The organism is Kocuria rhizosphaericola, assembly GCF_044462205.1.
Taxonomy (GTDB): domain Bacteria; phylum Actinomycetota; class Actinomycetes; order Actinomycetales; family Micrococcaceae; genus Kocuria; species Kocuria rhizosphaericola.
The window spans coordinates 1-21,114 of the sequence record NZ_JBISWK010000146.1 but is presented as its reverse complement, the minus strand read 5'-3'; the positions used below and the strand labels follow the sequence as shown (position 1 = coordinate 21,114).

Sequence of the window (21,114 nt, the reverse complement as noted above, 5' to 3'; positions counted from 1 at the left end):
TCAGCGGCCGGCCGGGGCCGTGGCGGTGTACCGGGCCAGCAGCTCCCCGAGCTCGGCGGCGTCCTGGGCCACGGCGGCGAAGCCGGTGCCCAGCTCGTCCTCGGCGGCGAAGCCCCACGCGACGCCCAGGCAGTCGATCCCGTGGGCGAGCGCGCCCTCGGCGTCGTAGCGGCGGTCCCCGATCATCACCGTGCGCGCGGGGTCCGGAGAGTCCACGCCGAGCCGGCGCAGGGCCTCGCCGATGATCGCGGGCTTGTCGTGGGCGAGTCCGTCGCGCGGGGCGGTCGCGGCGTCGTCGGCGGCCCCTGAGACGGTCTCGAACCACCGGCCCAGCCCGAACCGTTCGACGGCGAGCTCGGCCGTGGGCTCGGGCTTCTGCGTGGCCACGGCCATCCGCACCCCGACGCCGTGCAGGCGCTCCAGGAGCTCCTCCACCCCCGGGTAGATCCGGGTCTGCGCGAGCCCCTCGGTGCGGTAGCGGGCCCGGTAGGACGCCACCACCGCCGGGATCCCGTCCTCCGGGACGTCGGTGAAGGCCCGCAGTGAGAAGCCCACGGGCGGGCCCACGAAGCGGCGCAGGTCCTCGGGCACGGCGTGGCCGTGCTCGGCCAGGGCGCGGGCGATGCCGCCGGTGATCGCCCCGGCCGGGTCGAGGAGGGTGCCGTCGAGGTCCCAGAGCACCACGGGGGCGGTCATCGGGCGGCCCCCACGGCGGCGGGGCGCCCGCCGAGCACCTCGGCGAGGAACCGGCCGGTGTGGCTGTCCGTGTTCCGGGCCACCTGCTCCGGGGTGCCCTCGGCCACGACCTGGCCGCCGCCCGAGCCGCCGTCCGGGCCGAGGTCCACGATCCAGTCGGCGGACTTGATGACGTCCAGGTTGTGCTCGATCGTCATCACGGTGTTGCCCTTGTCCACGAGCCCCTGCAGGACGAGCAGCAGCTTGCGGATGTCCTCGAAGTGCAGGCCGGTCGTGGGCTCGTCCAGCACGTAGATGGAGCGGCCGTTGGAGCGCTTCTGCAGCTCGGCGCCCAGCTTCACGCGCTGGGCCTCGCCGCCGGACAGGGTCGTGGCCGGCTGGCCCAGCCGCACGTAGCCCAGGCCGACGTCCACGAGGGTGTTCAGGTGCCGGGCGATCGGGCCGAACGCCCGGAAGAACTCGGCGGCCTCCTCGATGGGCATCTCCAGCACCTCGGCGATGGTCTTCCCCTTGTAGTGCACCTCGAGGGTCTCCCGGTTGTACCGGGCCCCCTTGCACACCTCGCACGGGACGTAGACGTCCGGCAGGAAGTTCATCTCGATCTTGATCGTGCCGTCGCCCGAGCACGCCTCGCAGCGCCCGCCCTTGACGTTGAAGGAGAACCGGCCGGCCTGGTAGCCGCGCACTTTCGCCTCCGGGGTCTCGGCGAAGAGCTTGCGGATGTGGTCGAACACCCCCGTGTACGTGGCGGGGTTGGAGCGCGGGGTCCGGCCGATCGGACTCTGGTCCACGTGCACCACCTTGTCCAGGAGGTCCACGCCGTCGATCCGCTTGTGCCGGCCGGGGACCTGCTTGGCCCCGTTGAGCTTGTTGGCCAGCGCCGTGTAGAGGATGTCGTTGACCAGCGTGGACTTCCCGGAGCCGGACACCCCGGTCACCGCGGTCAGCACCCCCAGCGGGAAGGAGACGTCGATGCCGCGCAGGTTGTTCTCCCGCGCGCCCACGACCTTGAGCATCCGCTTGCGGTCGATCGCCCGCCGCTGCGCGGGCACCCGGATGGCCCGGCGGCCGGAGAGGTAGTCCGCCGTGATGGACCCCTCGTTGGCGAGCAGCTCCTCGTAGGTCCCGGAGTGCACCACGCGCCCGCCGCGCTCGCCGGCGCCGGGGCCGACGTCCACGATCCAGTCGGCCTCGCGGATGGTGTCCTCGTCGTGCTCGACCACGATCAGGGTGTTGCCCATGTCCCGCAGCTTGGTGAGGGTCCCGATGAGCCGGCGGTTGTCCCGCTGGTGCAGGCCGATCGACGGCTCGTCCAGCACGTAGAGCACGCCCACGAGCCCGGCCCCGATCTGGGTGGCCAGGCGGATGCGCTGGGCCTCGCCGCCGGACAGCGTCGCGGCCGCGCGCTCGAGGTTGAGGTAGTCCAGGCCCACGTCCACGAGGAACGTCAGACGGGCCTGGATCTCCTTGAGCACCTGCTCGCCGATCCTCGTCTCGCGGGTGCTGAGCTCCAGGTCGCGGAAGAAGGCGTGCGCCTCGCGCATGGGCATGCGGGTGGTCTCGGCGATGTTCTTCCCGCCCACGGTCACGGCGAGCATGGTCGGGTTCAGCCGGGCGCCGTCGCAGGCCGGGCAGGCCACCTGGCGCATGTACTGCTCGTAGCGGTCCTTGGCGTTGTCCGACTCCGTCTCGGCGTGCTTGCGCTTGATGTAGCCGATCACGCCCTCGAAGCCCTGGGTGTAGCGGCGCTCCCGGCCGAACCGGTTCCGGTAGGCGACGGTGACCTGGTAGTCCTTGCCCTCGAGGATCGCCTTGCGCGCCTTGGCCGGCAGCTTGCCCCACGGGGTGACGAGGTCGAAGCCGAGCTCCTGGCCCAGCCCGGCGAGCAGGCGGTTCCAGTACTCGCTGGTGGCCTTGCCGAGCGACCACGGGGCGATCGCGCCCTCCACGAGGGAGAGGTCCGGGTTGGGGACCACCAGCTCCTCGTCGACCTCGAGCCGGGCGCCGAGACCGTCGCACTCGGGGCAGGCGCCGAACGGGGCGTTGAAGGAGAAGGACCGGGGCTCGATCTCGTCGGCCTGCAGGGGGTGCTCGTTGGGGCACGCGAGGTTCTCGGAGAACGGGCGGCGCAGCTCCAGCGGGTGGGCGATCTCCTCGTCCGTGCGGGGCACGAGCTCGACGACGACGCGGCCCTCGGCGAGGCCCAGCGCCGTCTCCACGGAGTCGGTCAGGCGCTGGCGGATGCCCTCCTTGACCACGAGCCGGTCCACGACCACCTCGATGGTGTGCTTGTACTGCTTCTTGAGCTTGGGCGGGTCCGAGAGCTGGACCGTCTCGCCGTCCACGGTGGCGCGGGAGAAGCCCTTCGCGGTGAGCTCCTGGAAGAGGTCCACGAACTCGCCCTTGCGCTCGCGCACCACGGGGGCGAGCACCTGGAAGCGGGTCTTCTCCGGCATCTCGAGGAGCTGGTCCACGATCTGCTGCGGGGTCTGCTTCTCGATCGCCTCGCCGCACTCGGGGCAGTGCGGGTGGCCGACGCGCGCCCACAGCAGGCGCATGTAGTCGTAGATCTCGGTGATCGTGCCCACGGTGGAGCGCGGGTTGCGGGAGGTGGACTTCTGGTCGATGGACACCGCCGGGGACAGGCCCTCGATGAAGTCGACGTCCGGCTTGTCCACCCGGCCCAGGAACATCCGGGCGTAGGAGGACAGGGACTCGACGTAGCGGCGCTGGCCCTCGGCGAAGATCGTGTCGAACGCCAGCGACGACTTCCCGGAGCCGGACAGCCCCGTGAAGACGACCATGGCGTCCCGCGGCACGGTCAGCGAGACGTTGTCGAGGTTGTGCTCGCGCGCGCCCTGCACCACGATCTCGGTGAGGTCGGACCTGCGGGCGGTCCGCGCGCCGGTGGCGGTCACGGGCCCGTCGAGGGCTTCGGAGGGCTCGGTCGACGGACTCATGACCAGGGTGGACGTGGGGATCGGCTCAGACACGCCCTCCACTCTAGTACCGGGCCCGGACATCGCGGCCGGCTCCGTGGGCGGCTTCACACCCGGTCCATGGGGCCGGTGGCGGTGTCCTCGCGGACGCGCGCCCCCGCGGCCCCTCCGGTGGAGGAGCCGTCCGGGGCGCCCGTGGCGCCGTCCGCGCGCGGATGGGTCGCCCCTTCCTGCTGCCGGCGCCGGACCTCGCGGGCGTCGACGGTGCGGGTGACGACCTTGAGCCGGCCCGTGGCGGGGTCCACCTCGACGATGTCCACGGTGCGGCGCAGCGGGACCTCCTTGATGAGGAGCACCGCGAGCAGCGTCACCAGGGACGCGATGGCGGCGACCAGGAAGACGAGGCCGGTGCCCGTGCCGTAGGCCTCGCGGACCACGCCCTCGACGGACGCGGGCAGCGACTCCAGGTCCATGGTGGTGCTGTCCACGGCGGCGGGGTCCCCGCCGCGGGCCCGGGTGGTCTCGGCCAGCTGCCCGGCGAGGTGGGAGCTCATGAGGGCGCCGAAGACGGCGACCGCCACGGCCCCGCCCATGGTGCGGAAGAAGGCGACCGACGAGGACGCCGCGCCCATGTCCTTGAGACCCACGGTGTTCTGCACGGCCAGGACCAGGTTCTGGTTCAGCGCGCCGATGCCCAGACCCACGAGGAAGAGGAAGATGCTCACGGCCCACAGCGCGGTGTCGTGCGTGAGCGTCGCGGCGAGGAACAGACCCGTGGACATGAGCACGGCGGCGACCACCAGGATGATCTTCCACCGCCCGTAGCGGGTGATCAGCTGCCCGGCGACCGTGGCGCCCACGAGGGAGCCGAAGACCTGCGGGAGCATGAGCATCCCGGCCATCGTCGGGCTGAAGCCCTGACCCAGCTGGAAGTACTGGCCCAGGTAGGTGGTCGAGGCGAACATGGCTCCGCCGGTGGCGATGGCCGCGAGGATGGCCAGCGCGGTGGTGCGCTGGGTGACCACCCGGATGGGCAGGACCGGCTCGGCGGCGCGCTGCTCCACGAGCACGAACAGCACGGTGCCCACGAGCGCGGTGGCGACGAGTGCCGCCGAGGTCGGCGAGATCCACTCGAACATGCCCGGCTGGCCGGCCAGGGACACCCACAGCAGCAGCGCGGAGGCGGAGACGACCAGCAGCGCGATGCCGAGCCAGTCGATGCTCACCTTCCGGGGTGCCTGCGGCGGGATGCGCAGGGTGCGGTGCACGAGCACGGCCGCCAGGACCGCCAGCGGGGCGGGGATGAGGAACACCCAGCGCCAGCCGAAGAGGTCCACGATCAGCCCGCCGAGCAGGGGGCCGGCGGAGGTGGCCACGGCCATCACGGCGCCCATGTACCCGGCGTAGCGGCCGCGCTCGCGGGGCGGGATGATCGTGCCCATGATGGTCATGGCCAGGGCCATGATCCCGCCCATGGCCACGCCCTGGACCACGCGGGCCAGGATGAGGAACTCGATGGTCGGGGCCAGCCCGGCCATGGCGGAGCCGAGCACGAAGATCACGATGGACAGCTGCAGCAGCTTCTTCTTGTCGAAGAGGTCGGCGAGCTTGCCCCAGACGGGGGTGGTCGCGGCGTTGGCGAGCAGGGTGCCGGTGACCGTCCAGGACAGCGAGGTCTGGTCCCCGCCGAGGTCGGCCATGATCACCGGCAGAGCCGTGCCGATGATGGTGAGGGTGACCATCGCCATGAAGAACACCGCGAGGATCCCGGTGAGCGCCCGCATCACGTCCTCGTGGGAGGCGCCGGTCCCCCCGCCCGGTGCGGAGGTCGGTTGCTGTGACGTCATCGTGCGGATGGCTCCTCGTGCTCTCGGTCCGAGTGGTCCCGGCAGGACGTGGTGCGCTCCACGCCGAGGGAGTCCAGGAAGACGGTGGTGATCTCGTTGATGGCTCCGCGGCTGGTGCGGGCCTGCGCCTCGTCCCAGCCTTCGAGCCGCGCGGCGAGACGCTGGGCGTCCTCCTCCAGCACGGTCCGGACCTGCTCCCGGCCCCGCTCCGTGATGGCGACGAGCGCCGCACGCCCGTCGTCGGGGTCGGGGGTGCGCTCCACGTGGCCCTCCTCCTCGAGGACGGCCAGCTGGCGGCTCAGCCCCGAGGGGCCGAGGCCGGTCTCCGAGGCCATCACGGTGGCCCGGCGCGGTCCGTTGCTGTCGAGGTAGTAGAGCAGGGCGATCGCCGTGGGGTTGAGCCGGCGCCGGCCGGCGTCGGTCTTGGTCACGTGCTTCATGACGCGCTGGAGCTCGAGCAGGTCGCGCACCAGCTCCACGGCGGTGTCGTGCGAGACGGGCAACAGAGGCTCCTCCGGGATCGGGAATGGGGGTGGACAACGACGAAGGGGCACCCGGTCCGCACTCCCCTGTTCTTCGCGGGGGCCGCGTCGACGACGACGCGGGCTCGGTGCTGCCGGATGCCCTGATAATTTGTTGCCGCAAGCAACTATACGCTCCCTCGCCGGGGTCGGCAACCACGGCGGGCCCGCGCATCGTCGAGGACTCCCTCAACAACCTCGTGACACTCGAGGACGTCAACCTTGGCGTTGCCGCCCAGGTCGCCGCCAATGTTTGCGGCGTCAAGGTCGGCCCGCTCGCCGTTCTCGGCCGTGCGGTGGACCGCTCGGGCGCGACCGATGTCGTCTGCGAGACCGATCAGGGTCGTGCAACGATCACGCAGACCTGTTCTTCTCTGAGTCGAATGACGCCCATCCCGGCAGACAATGGATGGGCGTCATTCGCATGAGGGTGACCAACGTTCTCAGCGTCGTCACGCCGATCCGACGATGAGGGTGCGGGAAATTGGCCAGTGCCAGGGCACGGGAGTACCTTCGTCCTCATGATCGCAACGAAGACGGAGGTCACCGACCTCTCCGAAGTCACGATTCGCCGGATCTCCGTGAGCGAGATGGACAACAACGTCTACCTGCTCACGTCCAAGGACGAGGGCACGCAGGTCCTCATCGACGCGGCCGACGACGCCCGCGCCATCGCCGGCCTCGTGGGCGCCGGCAACGGTGACTGCTCCGCCTCCTACGGCAACCTCCAGCTCATCATCACCACCCACTCGCACTGGGACCACGTCCGCGCCCTCGACGAGGTCCGCTCCCGCTCCGAGGCCATGACCGCGTGCGGCGCCGACGACGAGTCCGACATCGCCGTGCCCATGGACCTGACCTTCGAGGACGGCGACACGGCCGAGTTCGACGGCTTCGACCTCGAGGTCATCGGCCTGCGCGGGCACACCCCGGGCTCGATCGCCCTGGTCTACCGCGACCCCGAGGGCCCGGCGCACATCTTCTCCGGCGACTCCCTCTTCCCCGGCGGCGTGGGCAAGACCAACAGCCCCGAGGACTTCCGGCAGCTGATCGACGACGTCACTGAGCGCGTCTTCGAGCGCTTCGACGACGACACCGTGGTCCACCCCGGCCACGGCAAGCCCACCACGCTGGGGGCGGAGCGTCCGCACCTCGACGAGTGGCGGGCCCGCGGGTGGTGAGCTCCGACACCGCCACCGAGAGCAGTGCGCCCGGGGCCGCTGCGCCCGACCGCGGGGCCTACACCGCCGTCCTGGTCTTCCCCGTGCTCGTGATCGTGGGCGGACTCGTGGGGTTCCTGGCCCCCGGCGCCGTGGGCGGGCTGACCGGGTGGATCAATCCCCTCCTCGGAGTGGTCATGTTCGGCATGGGCCTGACCCTGCGGCCCGTGGACTTCGCCCTCGTGGCGAAGCGGCCGCTGCCGGTGCTGCTCGGCGTGGCGGCCCAGTACGTGGTCATGCCCCTCGTGGCGCTCCTCGTGGTGTTCTTGCTGCGGCTGCCGCCGGAACTCGCCGCGGGCGTGATCCTGGTGGGCTGCGCGCCCGGTGGCACGGCCTCGAACGTGGTCGCCTACCTCGCCCGCGGTGACGTGGCGCTGTCCGTCGCCATGACCTCGATCTCCACGCTGCTGGCCCCGCTGCTCACCCCCCTGCTCACGCTCTGGCTGGCGGGGCAGTACCTGCCGGTGGACGGCGGGGCCATGGCGTGGTCGATCACCAAGATCGTGCTCCTGCCCGTCGTCGCGGGTCTCGCCGTGCGCCTGCTCGCGCCCCGACTGGTCGAGCGCGCTTTGCCCGTCCTGCCGTGGGTCTCGGTCGCGGCCATCGCCCTCATCGTGGCCATCGTGGTCTCGGGCAGCGCCGACCGGATCGTCGAGGCCGGCCTGCTCGTGCTCGCGGCCGTGGTCCTGCACAACGTCCTCGGCCTGGCTCTGGGCCACCTCGTGGGCGCGGTGACACGGCAGCCGATCGCCGTGCGGCGCACCACCGCGGTGGAGGTGGGCATGCAGAACTCCGGCCTGGCCGCCGCGCTCGCCGCCCAGTACATGAACCCCCTGGCGGCCCTGCCGGCGGCGGTCTTCTCGGTCTGGCACAACCTGTCCGGCGCGCTGTTCGCCGTGCTCTGCCGCCGCGCCGACGCCCGGGCAGCGCGCCGGCTCCCAGCATCCTGAGAATCCCGGGCGCCGCTGTCCGCGGACCCGGCCCTCGGCTACCGTGAGGCCATGACCTTCGCCGCGCCCCGCGCCCCGGCAACGAGCGCCGAGCGCACCGGCGCGGCGACGCGCGAGGCCCTCGAGGCGGTCCGGAACGTGCCCTCCGTCCTCGACGGCATCCGGCGTGCCGACGACCTGCTGGACGCGGTCCGGGAACAACCTGCCGGGGCCCTGCCCGTGCTCGCGGAGGAGATCCGCCGGCGCGAGGACCAGGTCGCGGCGATCGCCGCCGTGCACGCCCTGGCAGCGGTGCCCGGCCCCCGGGCGGACACCCTCCTCACGGCGCTCCTCCGGGACGACGAGCCGTGGCTGCGGGAGCACACCGCCTGGGCGCTCGCCGACCGCGCTCCCCTGCCCGGCGCTGTGGCCTCCCTCACGGTCCTCGTCGCCGCCGGCGGCTTTCCCGGCATGCTCGCGCAGCGCACCCTGCAGGCGTGGGCTCCCGCGGCGGCGAGCACGGTGGGCGGAGCCCTCGAGCACGCGCTCGCGGAAACGGTCGCTCCCGGCTCCCGCACGAGACTGGCCGAGACCCTCGGGCTGGTCCCCGGGGCGGGTCCCACCGAGCTCCTCCGCACCCTGGCCGCCGATACCGCGGAGGACCAGGACGTCCGCGGTGCCGCCTTCGAGTCCCTGGTGGACCGGTGGCAGACCGGCTCCGAGCCCGTGGCCGGCCTCCCGGACCTCGCCCGGGCGGGCGCACGGGAGACCGGGCCCCTGGCTGCGGTCGCCCGGCTCGCCCTGGCGGAGCTCCACGGTCCCGCGGAGGCGGCCCCTGCGTCCGACCGCGACGGGCTGACCGTCCTGCAGTCCTTCCTGCACGCGGAGATCGACCGGGACCTCACCTTCTCCGGGCGGGGCGACAACGGGGGGATCGCCACACTGCTCGCCCAGCTGGGCGACGCCCTCAGCTCCCGGCGCGCCCCCGGCGGCGTCGCGCGGGTGGTGACGGTGTCCCGTGGCACCCACGACGAGGCCCGGAGGGCACGGCCGCACCTGGCGGGGCCGGGGCACGTCTTCGGCGTCGTCCCCTTCGCCGGCTCCCCGGTGCACATGGCGGACGCCTGGCCGCGGCGGGTGGCCGCGGAGCGGGGGCTGCGGCGGGTGCTGCGCGGGGCCGCTCCCGTGGACGTCCTGCACCTGCGGATGGCCGACGTCGGCTCGATGGCCGCCGCCGCGGTGGCCACGGAGCTGGGCATCCCGTGGGTGCTCACCATGGCCCCCGACCCGCACGCGCTCGTCGCCGCGCGGGAGACCGCCGGCACCCTGACCCGCGCCGGCTTCGGCGCCGCCGACCACGTGGAGCACCTGTGGTTCCGGGTGCGCCTGCTCGCCGACCTCGCGGCCCGGGCGGAGCACGTGGTGCTCTTCCCCCGGCCGGACCTGGCACGGGACGCGCGCGAGCTGCTCGACGTGGACCCGGACGAGGCCGCGCGGTGCACGGTGGTGCCGGAGGGCATCGACCTCGGCGCCGTGGACCGTGCCGCCGAGCAGGTGCGGAACGGCACCGGCCCGCAGCTGGCCGAGCTCGACACCGTCCTCGGGGCCCTGCCCGCCGAGCGGCGCGGGCTGCCGGTCGTCGTCACGGTGGGCCGCCTGCACCGGGTGAAGGGCACGGCCGCGCTCGTCGAGGCGTGGGCCCGGGACGCCGGACTGCGCGCCCGGTGCAACCTCCTCGTCGTGGGCGGGGACCTCGTGTCCCCCTCCGCCGACGAGCGCGAGCAGCTCGCCCGCATCGACGCCGCGCTCCCCCGGGACGAGGGTGCCTCCGCCGGGCTGCTGCTGGCCGGCCACCGGCCGCACGGCACGGTGGTCGCCTGGCTCGCCGCGGTGCGCCGCGGCCGGCCGGGCCTGTCCTCCCCCGCGGGCGTCTACGTCTGTGCGAGCCTGAAGGAGGAGTTCGGGGTGGCGCTCGTCGAGGCCCTGGCGACCGGCCTGCCGGTCGTGGCGCCCGGCACCGGCGGACCGGCCACGTTCGTGGCGGACGGCGTCACCGGCGTCCTCGTCGACACCCGCGAGCCCGCCGCGCTGTCCCGGGCCGTGGCCGGCGCCCTCGACCTGGCGGCCCGCCCGGACGCCGAGCGGACGGCCGACGCGGCCCGCGCCATGGTCCGCGAACGCTTCAGCATCGAGGTGATGGCCACCGCCCTCACCGCCGTCTACGACGACGCCGTGGCGCACGCGGCTGACAGGAGCCCCACCCTGTGACCCTGCTCGTGATCAGCCCGGACTACGCCTCCCACCTGTTCCCGCTCGCGACCCTGGCCACCGCGTGGCGGGACGCCGGGGAGCGGGTGGTCGTCGCCACCGGCCCCGCGACCGCCCCCATTGCCCGGGGCTTCGGCTTCGACGTCGAGCTCCTGCCGCTGGGCCGCGGCTCCAACCCCGGGGTCATCCGCGCGGAGGAGCAGCCGGCCGGGGAGGACGACGCCCTGCGCGGGTTCTTCGCCGCCACCCGCCGCGGCCCCGCGGAGACCCTGGCCTTCCAGGCGCGGGCCCGGCGCGACGACCTGCTCTGGGACCCCCTGGGCACGGCCCGGCGGGTCCAGCGGGTGGTGGACCGCGTCCGGCCGGACCAGGTGGTCGTGGACCACCTGGCCTTCGCGGCACGCCTCGCCCTGACGGGCGCCGGGATCCGGCACGCCGACGTGGTCCTGGGCCACCCCTCGGCCCTGACGGTGGCCGATGAGGTCTACGGGCACCCGCCGGCGTGGCCCGGCCGGCTGCGCCCGGCCCCGGCCGAGCTCGAGGCGCTGCACCGGCTGTGCTCGTCCGTGCGGGACGAGTTCACCGAGCAGTGGAACGACGCGCTGCAGCAGATCGCCCCGGGCACCCCGGCGAGCGCCGACGCCTTCGCGGAGACCGGCGACGACCTCCTGCTGAACTATCCGGGTGAGCTCCACGACGAGCACCGGACCCGCGCGCTGCCCGAGCACACGTTCCTGGGCTCCGCCGTCCGGGAGGAGGCCGAGGACCCGGAGGTGGCCGCGTGGCTGGCCGGCTCGGACCGCCCGATCGTGTACATCAGCCTGGGCAGCTTCCTCTCCGTGCGCGGGGACGTGCTGTCCCGGGTGGCCGAGGCCCTCCGCGGCCTGGACGTGCGGGTCGCCCTCGCGGCCGGGTCGACCCGGCCCTCCGAGCTGGGGCCGGTCCCGGAATCCTGGCTGGTCCGGGGGACGCTGCCGCAGGTCACCCTGCTGCGCCGGGCGGCCGTCGCGGTCTCCCACGGTGGGAACAACAGCGTGACGGAGGCGCTCACCGCCGGGGTTCCCCTGCTCCTGCTGCCGATGTCCACGGACCAGTTCGCCGGGGCCGCGGCCCTCGAGGCGGCGGGGCTCGGGACGGTGCTCGACCCCAACGCCCTGACCGCCGCCGAGGTGCGGGACGCCGTGGCGGAGCTGCTCGACGAGGGCCACGAGCGGCGGGGTGCGCTCGAGGACCTCCGGCACGACCTGACCCGCCGGCCCGGGCCGGGGCGGGCGTTCGCGGCCCTTGTCGGGTGAGCGACCGACCGTGCCGGGCGACCGCGCCGTGCACGGCGACAGTGCTGGGCTCGGCGACAGTGCTGGGCTCGGCAACAGTGCCGGGCCGGGCGGTGCTCCCCCTCCGGCCGACGGCGCGGCGCCGGGCCACGGTTCTCCGACGGGTGGACCCGGCACGGACGGCGCGGCCCGGCACCACGGCCCGCGGCTGACGGTGCTGCCGCCGTCCCGGCGGCTCGCCGAGGCGACGGCCGGGCAGGTGCCGGCGTTCGGCCGGACCCTCCGGCTCGCCCTTGCCATGCGCGGCGGCGTGAGCCTGGCCGTGTGGATCGGCGGAGCGGTGGCCGAGCTCGACGTGCTGCGCCGGATCCGGCTCCTCCGGGACGGCGAGGGCGGGCTGCACGCGGTGCTCCTGCACCCCGCGGAGGAGGCCGACCCCCGGCTGGCCGAACGAGCGGCGGTGTATGCGCGGCTGCTCGCGGACGCCGGCTACGACCGGGTGGAGCTCGATCTCCTCGCCGGGGCCAGCGCCGGTGGCCTCAACGGCGTGGTGCACGCGGTGGCCCAGCGCGCGGGCACCGACCTGGACGCCCTCGGCCGGATCTGGGCGGAGCACGGCGCCCTCGGCCGGTTGCTGCGCCCGCTCGGACGGCGTCCCGTGGACTCGCTGCTGCGCGGCGACGACTACCTGTGGCCACGGCTGCTGGAGGCGCTCCAGTCGCTGCTGGGCAGCGCGCAGCACCACCCGGACCTGGTGGCCGAGCACGTCTCGGTCGAGCTCTCCGCCACGGTCCTGGACAGCGACCCCTCCCCCTACAGCGCGACGGCGGAGGGGCGGGGCGACTTCCACTTCGCGTCGCGGGAGCCCGGCTCCCCCGCCCCGCCCCTGGACAACGACATCCCGGCGCGGGACACCGCCCCCGGAGAGGCCGCGGCCGCGCTCTCCCGGCTGGCCTACGCCGCCCGGGCCACCGCCTCGTTCCCCGGCGCCTTCGAACCGGCCTCGGTGTGGTCCGCCCCGACCCCGGGCCCAGTGGGGGCGCCGGGTCCGGCCGCCGGGCGACCCGACCTCAGTCACGCGTTCGGCGCGCACCGTGACCCCGCGGAGCTTCCCTACCAGGTGGTCGACGGCGGGGTGTTCGACAACATCCCCATCGACCGGGCCCTGGAGGCCGCCCGCACCCGGACGTCCCTGCGGCACGCCGACCGGGGCCTGCTGTACCTCGACCCGGACCCGCCCCATCGCGAGCCCGACGTGCCCTTCGAGCGCGACCTGCCGCGCCTCCTGGGGACGCTCGCCGCCACGCTCGTCCGGCTGCCCCGGCGGGAGTCGGACGACGACGAGGTGCTGGCCCTGTCCGACCACCTGGACGCCCAGCTCGTGGCCCGCGGCCGCCTGCACCCGCTCGCGGCCCTGATCGGGTCCTGGGACCGGGCCTCGCTCGAGGAGCGACGCCGGGCCTATCTGCGCTACCGGGCCCGGGCCGACGCCGACCGGCTGTCCCGCCTCCTGACCCGGCCCGCGGAGTGGCAGCTCACCTCGACACTGGCCCGGCGCGACGCCCTGCGGGCGAGGCCGCCCCGTGTCCTCGAGCCCCTGCGGGCGGAGCTGCTCCGGCGCTACGACGCCCTCTCCCGGGGCCCGCTCGAGGACCCCTCCGCCGCCGCGGTGCTGCGGGGAGCTCAGGCGCTGTCCGACGCCGCGTCCTGCGTGCTGGCCTGGGTGCGCGTCCTGGAGGAGCTGGGGCTCGCCGGGCTGCCGGACCCTGCCGAGGGCTTCGACGCGGGCTGCGCCCGGGAGCGCGCGTACCGGGTCCTGACGGCCGCCCGCTACGAGCGCGACCAGCGGTTCCACGCCGTGCTGGCCGCCGCGGCGGACCCCTCCGCAGAGCTCACGGTGGCCGTCGACCCCTGGCTGGGCGCCGCCGGGGCGGACCACCGGCCGACGGCCGCCTCCTGGGCCGAGCTCGACGCGGTCGTGGCCGGGCTGCAGAGCCTGCGCACCGCGGTGGACGGGCAGCTGGCCGCCGACGGCCCCGGACTGGCGGACCGGCGGACGGCCTGGGAGGCGTCCCCCTGGTCGAGGATCCCCGCCGGGGACGCGGCGCTGGGCGCCGTGGACCTTCCCCCGCTCCTGGCCGCGGCCGGGATCCCCGTGCCGACCTCCCCCGTGGCCTACGGCGAGATCCGCGGGGACCAGGCGCCCGCGGCCCTCGACGCGTTCCCCGCCCTCCGGGAGTCGCTCGTGCGCGACCGCCTCCAGCAGGCCCTCGACGCGCAGGGGGCGGGGGCGCGGGAGCTCGCGCGGCTGCTCGCGGACGGCGAGCGCCGGGTGCCGGCTGTCGCCAAGCTGGCCGGTGCGGGGCTGCTGAACTTCCGGGGCTTCCTGGCCGGGGACTGGCGGGCCAACGACTGGTGGTGGGGGCGCCTCGACGCGGCGGCCGGGGTCGCCGTGTTCCTGCGGGGGCTGCCGGCGCCCGCCGCCGCCCCCTCGCCCGGTTCGCCCGACGGTCCCCCTGCACCGAGCACGCCGACGGACGACCCCGCCGTCGCCGACCTGCAGAACAGCCTGCTGCGGGGCGTGGGGGACGGCTCCGCCGCACGGGGCCGGGCGGCGGTCGGCGCGAGCGCCGACGGGCTGGACCGGCTGACCCCGGGCCACCGCCTCTCGCTGGCCTCGCGCGGGATGCGTGTGCTGGGCCGTGCCCTGGCGGGCACCCCGGACCTGCCCCGTCCCGCGTGGGAGGTGGTGCTGCTGGTGCTCCAGCCCCTGCTCGTGCTCGTGCCCTCGGTGGTGACGCCCGTGCGTGCCGCCCTGGTCGCCGTCGTCCTGACGGCCGGGCTGTGGCCGGCCACGGGTCCGGTCGCCGCGGAGGGGCGGGCCTGGGCCTGGCCGGGGACCGTGCTGCTCGCGGCCGGCTCCGCGGCGCTGGTCCTGTCCCTCCTCCGGACGGGGCGGCGCGCGCTGCTGCGGTGGGCGGCCGTCCGGGACGCCGCCGGGGTCCGTCCGCCCCCGCCCTCGGGGGCCACGCCCGCGGGGGTCGCCGCCCCCGTGGTCACGGCGGCCGACGTGGACACCGCCCGCCGCCGGGCGCTGCGGCGGGCCGCCCTGGTGGGCGCGGCCGCGCTGTCCCTGCTGCTCCCGCTCTGGACGGCCGTGCCGTCCCGGCGCGCCGCGGCGGCCCTGCTGCTGGTGCTCGCCGTGCTCGGCCTGGAGCGCCTCGCCGCGGTCCTGGCGGTGCGGGTGCCGGGTCGCGGGAGCGTGGACGAGCTCGGGCGCGCGGCCCTCGTGGTGCTCGCGGCCGTGGCGCTCTGGGCCGCCGCCGCCCTGACCGGGCTCACGGAGCGTGTGCCGGACGGCGCCGGGCCGCGGGCCGCCGCGCTGGCACTGGCGCTGCTCGTGGTCGGTGCCCTGCTCCTGGGGGGATGGGTGCGGCCCGCCTGGGCCCTCGTCGTCGCCGTGGCCGCGGCGGTCCTCGGAGGCACCGCGGCCTGGCTCCTGTGGTCCTGGACGGGCGGGCCCGGGACGTTCTGGGCGGATCTGCCGGCCGTGGCCGGGGCGCTGCTCGGCTGGGCGGCCGTGCTGTGGTGGGCGCCCGCGGAGGGCATGCTGCGGCGGTACGGACCCGGCGAGGAGCTGCTGCCCCGCCGCTGAGCCGGTGGATCGTCGATCAGAACAGGCCGGTGACGCGCCCGTCGTCATCGACCCCGATGCGTTCGGCCGCCGGGGAGCTGCCCAGTCCCGGCATGGTGCGCATCGTGCCGCAGATCGCGTAGAGGTAACCGGCGCCCACCGCGGCGCGCAGCTCCCGGACCGGCAGGGACCAGCCGGTGGGGGCGCCCTTGAGCGCCGGGTCCGCGGTGGTGGACAGGTGGGTCTTGGCGACGACGACCGGCAGGCCCCCGTAGCCGAGCTCCTCGTAGCGGGCCAGCTGGCGCTCCGCGGCCGGGGTGATCTCGAGGCCGTCCGCGCCGTACACACGGGTGGCGACCGCGGTGAGCTTGTCCTCGAGCGACTCGGTGAGCCCGTAGGTCGGGGTGTATCCGGCCGGGTGCTCGCACGCGGCGGCCACGGCGTCGGCCAGCTCGGCCGCCCCCGCCCCGCCGTCGGCCACCGCCGTGCACACGGCCACCTCGGCCCCGGCCGCCCGGGCGATCCGGCGGATGGCCTCGTGCTCCGAGGGGTGGTCCCCGGGGAACGCGTTGATCGCCACCACCGGGGAGATCCCGAAGGACCGGGCGATCGCCAGGTGGTGGAGCAGGTTGGCCGCCCCCGCCTCCACGTCCCCGGGGCTCTCCTGGAGCATCTCCGCCGGCAGGCCCTTGCCCGGGCGCACGGTGTACCGGCCGGAGTGGGTCTTCAGCGCCCGCACCGTGGTCACGAGCACCGCCGCGTCCGGGACCAGGCCGGAGACCCTCGCCTTCACGTTGACCAGACGCTCGAGGCCCATGTCCGCCCCGAACCCGGCCTCGGTGATGACGTAGTCGGCGTGCGCCATGGCCACGTAGTCGGCGATCACCGAGGAGTTGCCGGTCGCGATGTTGCCGAACGGCCCGGCGTGGACCAGGGCCGGGGTCGCCTCGAGGGTCTGCAGCAGGTTCGGCTGGAAGGCGTCCTGCAGCAGCACCGCCATGGAGCCGGCGGCCCGGAGGTCCTCGGCGGAGACGGGCTCGCCGCCGTGCGTGGAGCCCACCACGATCCGGCCCAGGCGGCGGCGCAGGTCGGCGAAGGACGTGGCGAGCGAGAGGATCACCATCACCTCTGACGCGGCCGTGATGTCGAAGCCCGTCTGGCGGGGCACGCCGTCCTGGTGCTCGCCGAGACCCACCACCACGGTGCGCAGCGCCCGGTCGTTGACGTCGAGGACCCGCCGCCACGTGATCGAGCGGACGTCCAGGCCCAGGGCGTTGCCGTGGTGCAGGTGGTTGTCGATCATCGCCGCCAGCAGGTTGTGGGCGGCCGTCACGGCGTGGAAGTCCCCGGTGAGATGCAGGTTCAGCTTGTCCATCGGCAGCAGCTGGGCGTACCCCGCCCCTGCGGCGCCGCCCTTGATGCCGAACGTGGGGCCCATGGAGGGCTGGCGCAGGGTCAGGGCGGCGGAGCGGCCGGTGGCCGCCATGCCCTGGGCCAGGCCCACCGCCGTGGCCGTCTTCCCCTCGCCGAGCGGCGTGGGGGTCAGCGCCGTGACCACCACGTACCGCACGCCCCGGGCGCGCTTGCGGTCCGCGGCCTCCTCGGGGGTGGACACCTCGTCCGGGCGCGGGTCGACCTTCGCCACGTAGCGCCCGTAGGGCTCCAGGCGGTCGCCGGTGATCCCGGCGGCGGCCGCGATCTCGGTCACGGGGCGGGGCCTGGCGGCCTGGGCGATCTCCAGGTCCGAGGGCAGCGGGGCGGGGCCGGGCGTCATGGGCCCAGTCTGGTGCACCCGGGCCCACCCCGGCGAGTGCCCCGCCGTCGGCGCCACGGCACGGGCCCGTCGTCCTGCCGGCCCCGCCGTCGCGCAACCGGCCCCGGCGCACCGTCCCGATACAGTGGAGGACGATGAAACTCCTCGAAGCACTCTCCCCCGAGCTCGGCGCCCCGGGCCACCCGTACTACCGCGGCGACTTCGCCACCAACGCCCTGTCCGGGGACGAGGTCTACGAGGGGTTCCTCGGCTGGATCGCCTCCCGGGACATGGAGCTCTACCCCGCCCAGGACGAGGCCGTGCTCGAGTTCGCGAGCGGGTCCAACGTCATCCTCGCGACCCCGACCGGGTCCGGGAAGTCCACCGTGGCGGTCGCGGCGCACTTCGCGGGCCTCGCCGCCGGGCAGCGCTCGTACTACACCGCCCCGATCAAGGCGCTCGTGTCCGAGAAGTTCTTCTCGCTCGTCGAGATCTTCGGCGCGGAGAACGTCGGCATGGTCACCGGCGACTCCGCCGTCAACGCCGCCGCCCCCATCATCTGCTGCACCGCCGAGATCCTCGCCAACGTGGCCCTGCGCGAGGGCCGGGACGCGGACGTGGGGCCCGTGGTGATGGACGAGTTCCACTTCTACTCCGACCCCCAGCGCGGCTGGGCGTGGCAGGTGTCGCTGCTGCAGCTGCCCCAGGCGCAGTTCCTGCTCATGAGCGCCACGCTCGGGGACGTCTCCCGCTTCGAGGAGGGGATCACGGAGCTCACCGGGCGCCCGACCACCACGGTCTCCTCCGCGGAGCGGCCCATCCCCCTGCACCACTACTGGTCCGAGGACCCCATCCACGAGGCCCTCGAGGAGCTGCTGAGCACCAACCAGGCCCCGGTCTACGTGGTGCACTTCTCCCAGCTGCAGGCCATGGACCAGGCCCAGAACCTGATGTCCGTCAACGTGCTCACCAAGGAGGAGAAGGAGCGCATCGGCGAGCTGATCGCCGGCTTCCGCTTCTCCGCCGGCTTCGGCAAGACCCTCAACCGCCTGGTCCGCCACGGCATCGGGGTCCACCACGCCGGGATGCTGCCCAAGTACCGCCGGCTCGTGGAGCAGCTCGCCCAGACCGGGCTGCTCAAGGTCATCTGCGGCACCGACACCCTGGGGGTGGGCATCAACGTGCCCATCCGCACCGTGGTCATCACGGCGCTGTCCAAGTTCGACGGCGAGCGCACCCGCAGGCTCAACGCCCGCGAGTTCCACCAGATCGCCGGGCGGGCGGGCCGGGCCGGCTACGACACCGCGGGCACCGTGGTGGTCCAGGCCCCCGAGCACGTCATCGAGAACAACAAGGCCATGAAGAAGGCCCACGCCAAGTTCGGCGACGACCAGAAGAAGCTGCGGCAGGTGGTGCGGAAGAAACCGCCGCAGGGCTTCGTGTCCTGGGGGAAGCCGACGTTCGAGACCCTGGTGGCCTCCGAGCCGGAACCGCTGACCTCGTCCTTCACGGTGACCCACTCGATGCTGCTCAATCTGCTGCAGCGCCCCGGGGACCCGGTGCAGGCGGCGTGGCACCTGCTGACCCACAACCACGAGACGCGGCAGCGCCAGCGCGCCCTGCTCCGGCAGGCCATCGGCATCCTCAAGGAGCTGCGCGCCGCCGGCGTCGTGGAGAAGCTCGAGACCCCGGACGAGGAGGGCCGCACCTGGCGCCTGACCGTGGAGCTCCAGGAGAACTTCGCCCTCAACCAGCCGCTGTCCCCCTTCGCCCTCGCCGCGCTCACCCTGCTGGACCGGGAGGACCCGGGCTACGCCCTGGACGTCGTCTCCGTCATCGAGGCCACCCTGGAGAAGCCCCGCCAGGTCCTCAACATGCAGGAGAAGAAGGCCCGCGGGGAGGCCGTGGCGTCGATGAAGGCGGAGGGCCTCGACTACGACGAGCGGATGAAGGAGCTCGAGGACGTCAGCTACGCCAAGCCGCTCGAGGAGCTGCTGACCCAGGCGTTCGAGACCTACCGCACCGGCGCCCCGTGGGTGGCGCAGTTCGAGCTGACGCCCAAGTCCGTGGTGCGGGACATGTACGAGCGCGCCATGACGTTCGGCGACTACGTCCAGTTCTACGGCCTGGCCCGCTCCGAGGGCATCCTGCTGCGCTACCTCTCCGACGCCTACAAGGCCCTGCGCCAGACCGTGCCGCTGGACCTGCTCCGGGAGGACCTCGAGGACCTCGTCGAGTGGCTGGGCGAGCTCATCCGGCAGACCGACAACTCCCTGCTCGACGAGTGGGAGAAGCTGGCCGCCGGGGAGGAGTCGCCCATGGGCACCTCCGCGGACTCCCTCGAGGAGCTCATCGACGAGCAGCCCCCCGTGATCACGTCCAACCCCCGGGCGTTCCGGGTCATGGTCCGCAACGCCCTGTTCCAGCGCGTGGAGCTGTTCGCGGACGAGAAGGACAAGGTCCTGGGCGCCCTCGACGGCGAGCACGGCTGGGACCGGGACCGGTGGGCGGACGCCATGGACGCGTACTTCGCCGAGCACGAGGACATCTACACGGACCCCCAGTCGAGGGGCCCGGGGCTGATCCGGATCGACGAGCAGCCCGAGGGACTGCCCGGGTACTGGACCGTGGTGCAGGTCTTCGACGACCCGGACGGCCACCACGACTGGGGCATCAACGCCCGCATCGACCTGCGCGTCTCGGACGAGGACGGCTTCCCCGCCGTGGTCGTGGACAACGTCGGGCCCATCACCGAGACGGGACGCTGAGCCGGGTCGGGGACCCGGCACGTTCCCCGCGCCTCTCCGACGACGACGGAGCCCCCGGCCCGCACCTGCTCGGTGCGCCCCGGGGGCTCCTCCTCCCGGTGCGCGGGGCGCCGGGAGCTGTTGCTCAGACGGCGGAGCTGCCGCCGCCGCGGGGGGCGTCCGGCGTCGTGGTGCCGGTCGCGTCCTGCGTCTCGACGTGGGCACCGGAGAGCGCCTCGGCCTCCGGCGACGGCACGGCCTCCGGCTCGGGTCCCACACCGGTGCGCTCGAACTCGTGGTGCTTGCCGTGGACACGGTCCAGCAGCTCGTGGAAGTGCTTCTCGGACTCGAGCAGCTCCTCGCGGTGCCGGTCGGAGATCTTCGGCATCTGCCGCTGGTACGCCGCGGCCTTCTCGGCCAGCATCCGGCGCTCCTCGGCGGGAGCGTCCTGCGGCAGGGTCACGTACTTCTCGGCGACGGTCTGCAGGCCGTTGAGCACCCGCAGGGCCCGGCCCTTGGGGCTGAAGAGGGAGGCCAGGACGGTGACGGTCAGGACGCCCACGATGACGGTCAGGGACAGGCTGATGCCGACCTCGACGACCTCGACGTGCTCGCCGTTGTTGATGAAGCCCAGGTTGTTCTCGTGCAGCGCGTGCAGGATCAGCTTGACGCCGATGAAGCCCAGGATGATCGCCAGGCCCCAGGAGAGGTAGATGAGCCGGTCCAGCAGCCCGTCGATGAGGAAGTACAGCTGGCGCAGGCCCATCAGCGAGAACGCCACGGCGGTGAACACCAGGTAGGTCTGCTGGGTGAGGCCGAAGATCGCGGGGATCGAGTCCAGGGCGAAGAGGACGTCGGTGCCGCCGATGGCCACCATCACGAGCAGCATCGGCGTCATGACCTTCTTGCCGTTCTCGATCGTGAACAGCTTGTCGCCGTCGTACTCGTCCGAGGTGTGCATGAAGCGCTTGGCGGTGCGGATGATGAAGTTGTCGGCCTCGTCGTGGGCCGAGTCCGAGAGCTCGCCCTTGATCAGGGACCCGGCCGTCAGCAGCAGGATGAGGCCGAACAGGTAGAAGACCCAGGCGAACTGGTTGATCAGCCCCGCGCCCACGAAGATCAGGGCGGTGCGGGCGATCAGGGCGAAGGTGATGCCGAAGAGCAGGACCTTCTGCTGGTCCGCACGGGGGACCTTGAAGGAGGCCATGATGATGAGGAAGACGAAGAGGTTGTCGACCGACAGGGCCTTCTCGGTGATGTACCCGGCGTAGTACTCCCCGGCGTAC

General features: G+C 74.0%; 13 protein-coding genes. 7 read left to right on the top strand and 6 right to left on the bottom strand.

Features of this window, described 5'->3' with window-relative positions; all coding sequences use genetic code 11:
* From ACH9D2_RS14995 to ACH9D2_RS14980, 4 genes are all read right to left on the bottom strand, one after another.
* The gene (locus ACH9D2_RS14995; RefSeq protein WP_396363612.1) at window positions 1-696 is read right to left on the bottom strand and encodes an HAD hydrolase-like protein; all 696 of its coding nucleotides are present in this window, start codon (window positions 694-696) and stop codon (window positions 1-3) included.
* Window positions 693-3,656 carry an excinuclease ABC subunit UvrA gene (gene uvrA / locus ACH9D2_RS14990; RefSeq protein ID WP_396363621.1) on the bottom strand — a complete coding sequence of 988 codons (2,964 nt, stop codon included), beginning with the start codon at window positions 3,654-3,656 and terminating at the stop codon, window positions 693-695. The genes ACH9D2_RS14995 and uvrA overlap by 4 nt, the downstream gene beginning before the upstream one ends.
* Before the next feature lie 86 nt (window positions 3,657-3,742).
* A complete protein-coding gene (locus ACH9D2_RS14985) occupies window positions 3,743-5,482 on the bottom strand; it encodes an MDR family MFS transporter (RefSeq protein WP_396363611.1) in 1,740 nt (579 codons plus the stop codon).
* Window positions 5,479-5,985, bottom strand: coding sequence for a MarR family winged helix-turn-helix transcriptional regulator (locus ACH9D2_RS14980; protein ID WP_396363610.1), 507 nt, complete (start codon window positions 5,983-5,985; stop codon window positions 5,479-5,481). Before ACH9D2_RS14980 ends, ACH9D2_RS14985 begins: the two co-directional genes overlap by 4 nt.
* A 29-nt stretch (window positions 5,986-6,014) precedes the next feature.
* Here ACH9D2_RS14980 and ACH9D2_RS14975 point away from each other — a divergent pair, with 29 nt between their 5' ends.
* The 6 genes from ACH9D2_RS14975 to ACH9D2_RS14950 all read left to right on the top strand — a co-directional run bounded on the left by ACH9D2_RS14975 (window position 6,015) and on the right by ACH9D2_RS14950 (window position 15,349).
* The gene (locus ACH9D2_RS14975) at window positions 6,015-6,431 is read left to right on the top strand and encodes a hypothetical protein (RefSeq protein WP_396363609.1); all 417 of its coding nucleotides are present in this window, start codon (window positions 6,015-6,017) and stop codon (window positions 6,429-6,431) included.
* 93 nt (window positions 6,432-6,524) lie between these two features.
* A complete protein-coding gene (locus tag ACH9D2_RS14970) occupies window positions 6,525-7,184 on the top strand; it encodes an MBL fold metallo-hydrolase (protein ID WP_396363608.1) in 660 nt (219 codons plus the stop codon).
* Entirely contained in the window at window positions 7,181-8,173 is a 993-nt protein-coding gene (locus ACH9D2_RS14965) for a bile acid:sodium symporter family protein (protein WP_396363606.1), read from the top strand. The genes ACH9D2_RS14970 and ACH9D2_RS14965 overlap by 4 nt, the downstream gene beginning before the upstream one ends.
* 51 nt (window positions 8,174-8,224) lie before the next feature.
* A complete protein-coding gene (locus tag ACH9D2_RS14960; RefSeq protein ID WP_396363605.1) occupies window positions 8,225-10,420 on the top strand; it encodes a glycosyltransferase in 2,196 nt (731 codons plus the stop codon).
* Window positions 10,417-11,715 carry a nucleotide disphospho-sugar-binding domain-containing protein gene (locus ACH9D2_RS14955; RefSeq protein ID WP_396363604.1) on the top strand — a complete coding sequence of 433 codons (1,299 nt, stop codon included), beginning with the start codon at window positions 10,417-10,419 and terminating at the stop codon, window positions 11,713-11,715. Before ACH9D2_RS14960 ends, ACH9D2_RS14955 begins: the two co-directional genes overlap by 4 nt.
* 10 nt (window positions 11,716-11,725) lie before the next feature.
* Window positions 11,726-15,349 carry a DUF3376 domain-containing protein gene (locus tag ACH9D2_RS14950; RefSeq protein WP_396363603.1) on the top strand — a complete coding sequence of 1,208 codons (3,624 nt, stop codon included), beginning with the start codon at window positions 11,726-11,728 and terminating at the stop codon, window positions 15,347-15,349.
* Window positions 15,350-15,365: 16 nt separating this feature from the next.
* On the opposite strand, the gene ACH9D2_RS14945 is transcribed toward ACH9D2_RS14950, so the two are convergent.
* Window positions 15,366-17,102, bottom strand: coding sequence for a formate--tetrahydrofolate ligase (locus tag ACH9D2_RS14945; RefSeq protein WP_396363602.1), 1,737 nt, complete (start codon window positions 17,100-17,102; stop codon window positions 15,366-15,368).
* Window positions 17,103-17,236: 134 nt separating this feature from the next.
* On the opposite strand from ACH9D2_RS14945, the gene ACH9D2_RS14940 reads away from it, so the two are divergent.
* Window positions 17,237-19,849 (top strand): DUF3516 domain-containing protein, encoded by a 2,613-nt coding sequence (locus tag ACH9D2_RS14940; RefSeq protein WP_396363601.1) that lies wholly within the window; start codon window positions 17,237-17,239, stop codon window positions 19,847-19,849.
* A 124-nt stretch (window positions 19,850-19,973) separates the two neighbouring features.
* Here ACH9D2_RS14940 and ACH9D2_RS14935 read toward each other — a convergent pair.
* Window positions 19,974-21,114, bottom strand: a 1,141-nt coding sequence (locus tag ACH9D2_RS14935) for a TerC/Alx family metal homeostasis membrane protein (RefSeq protein ID WP_396363600.1), incomplete at its 5' end; no start/stop codon positions are given.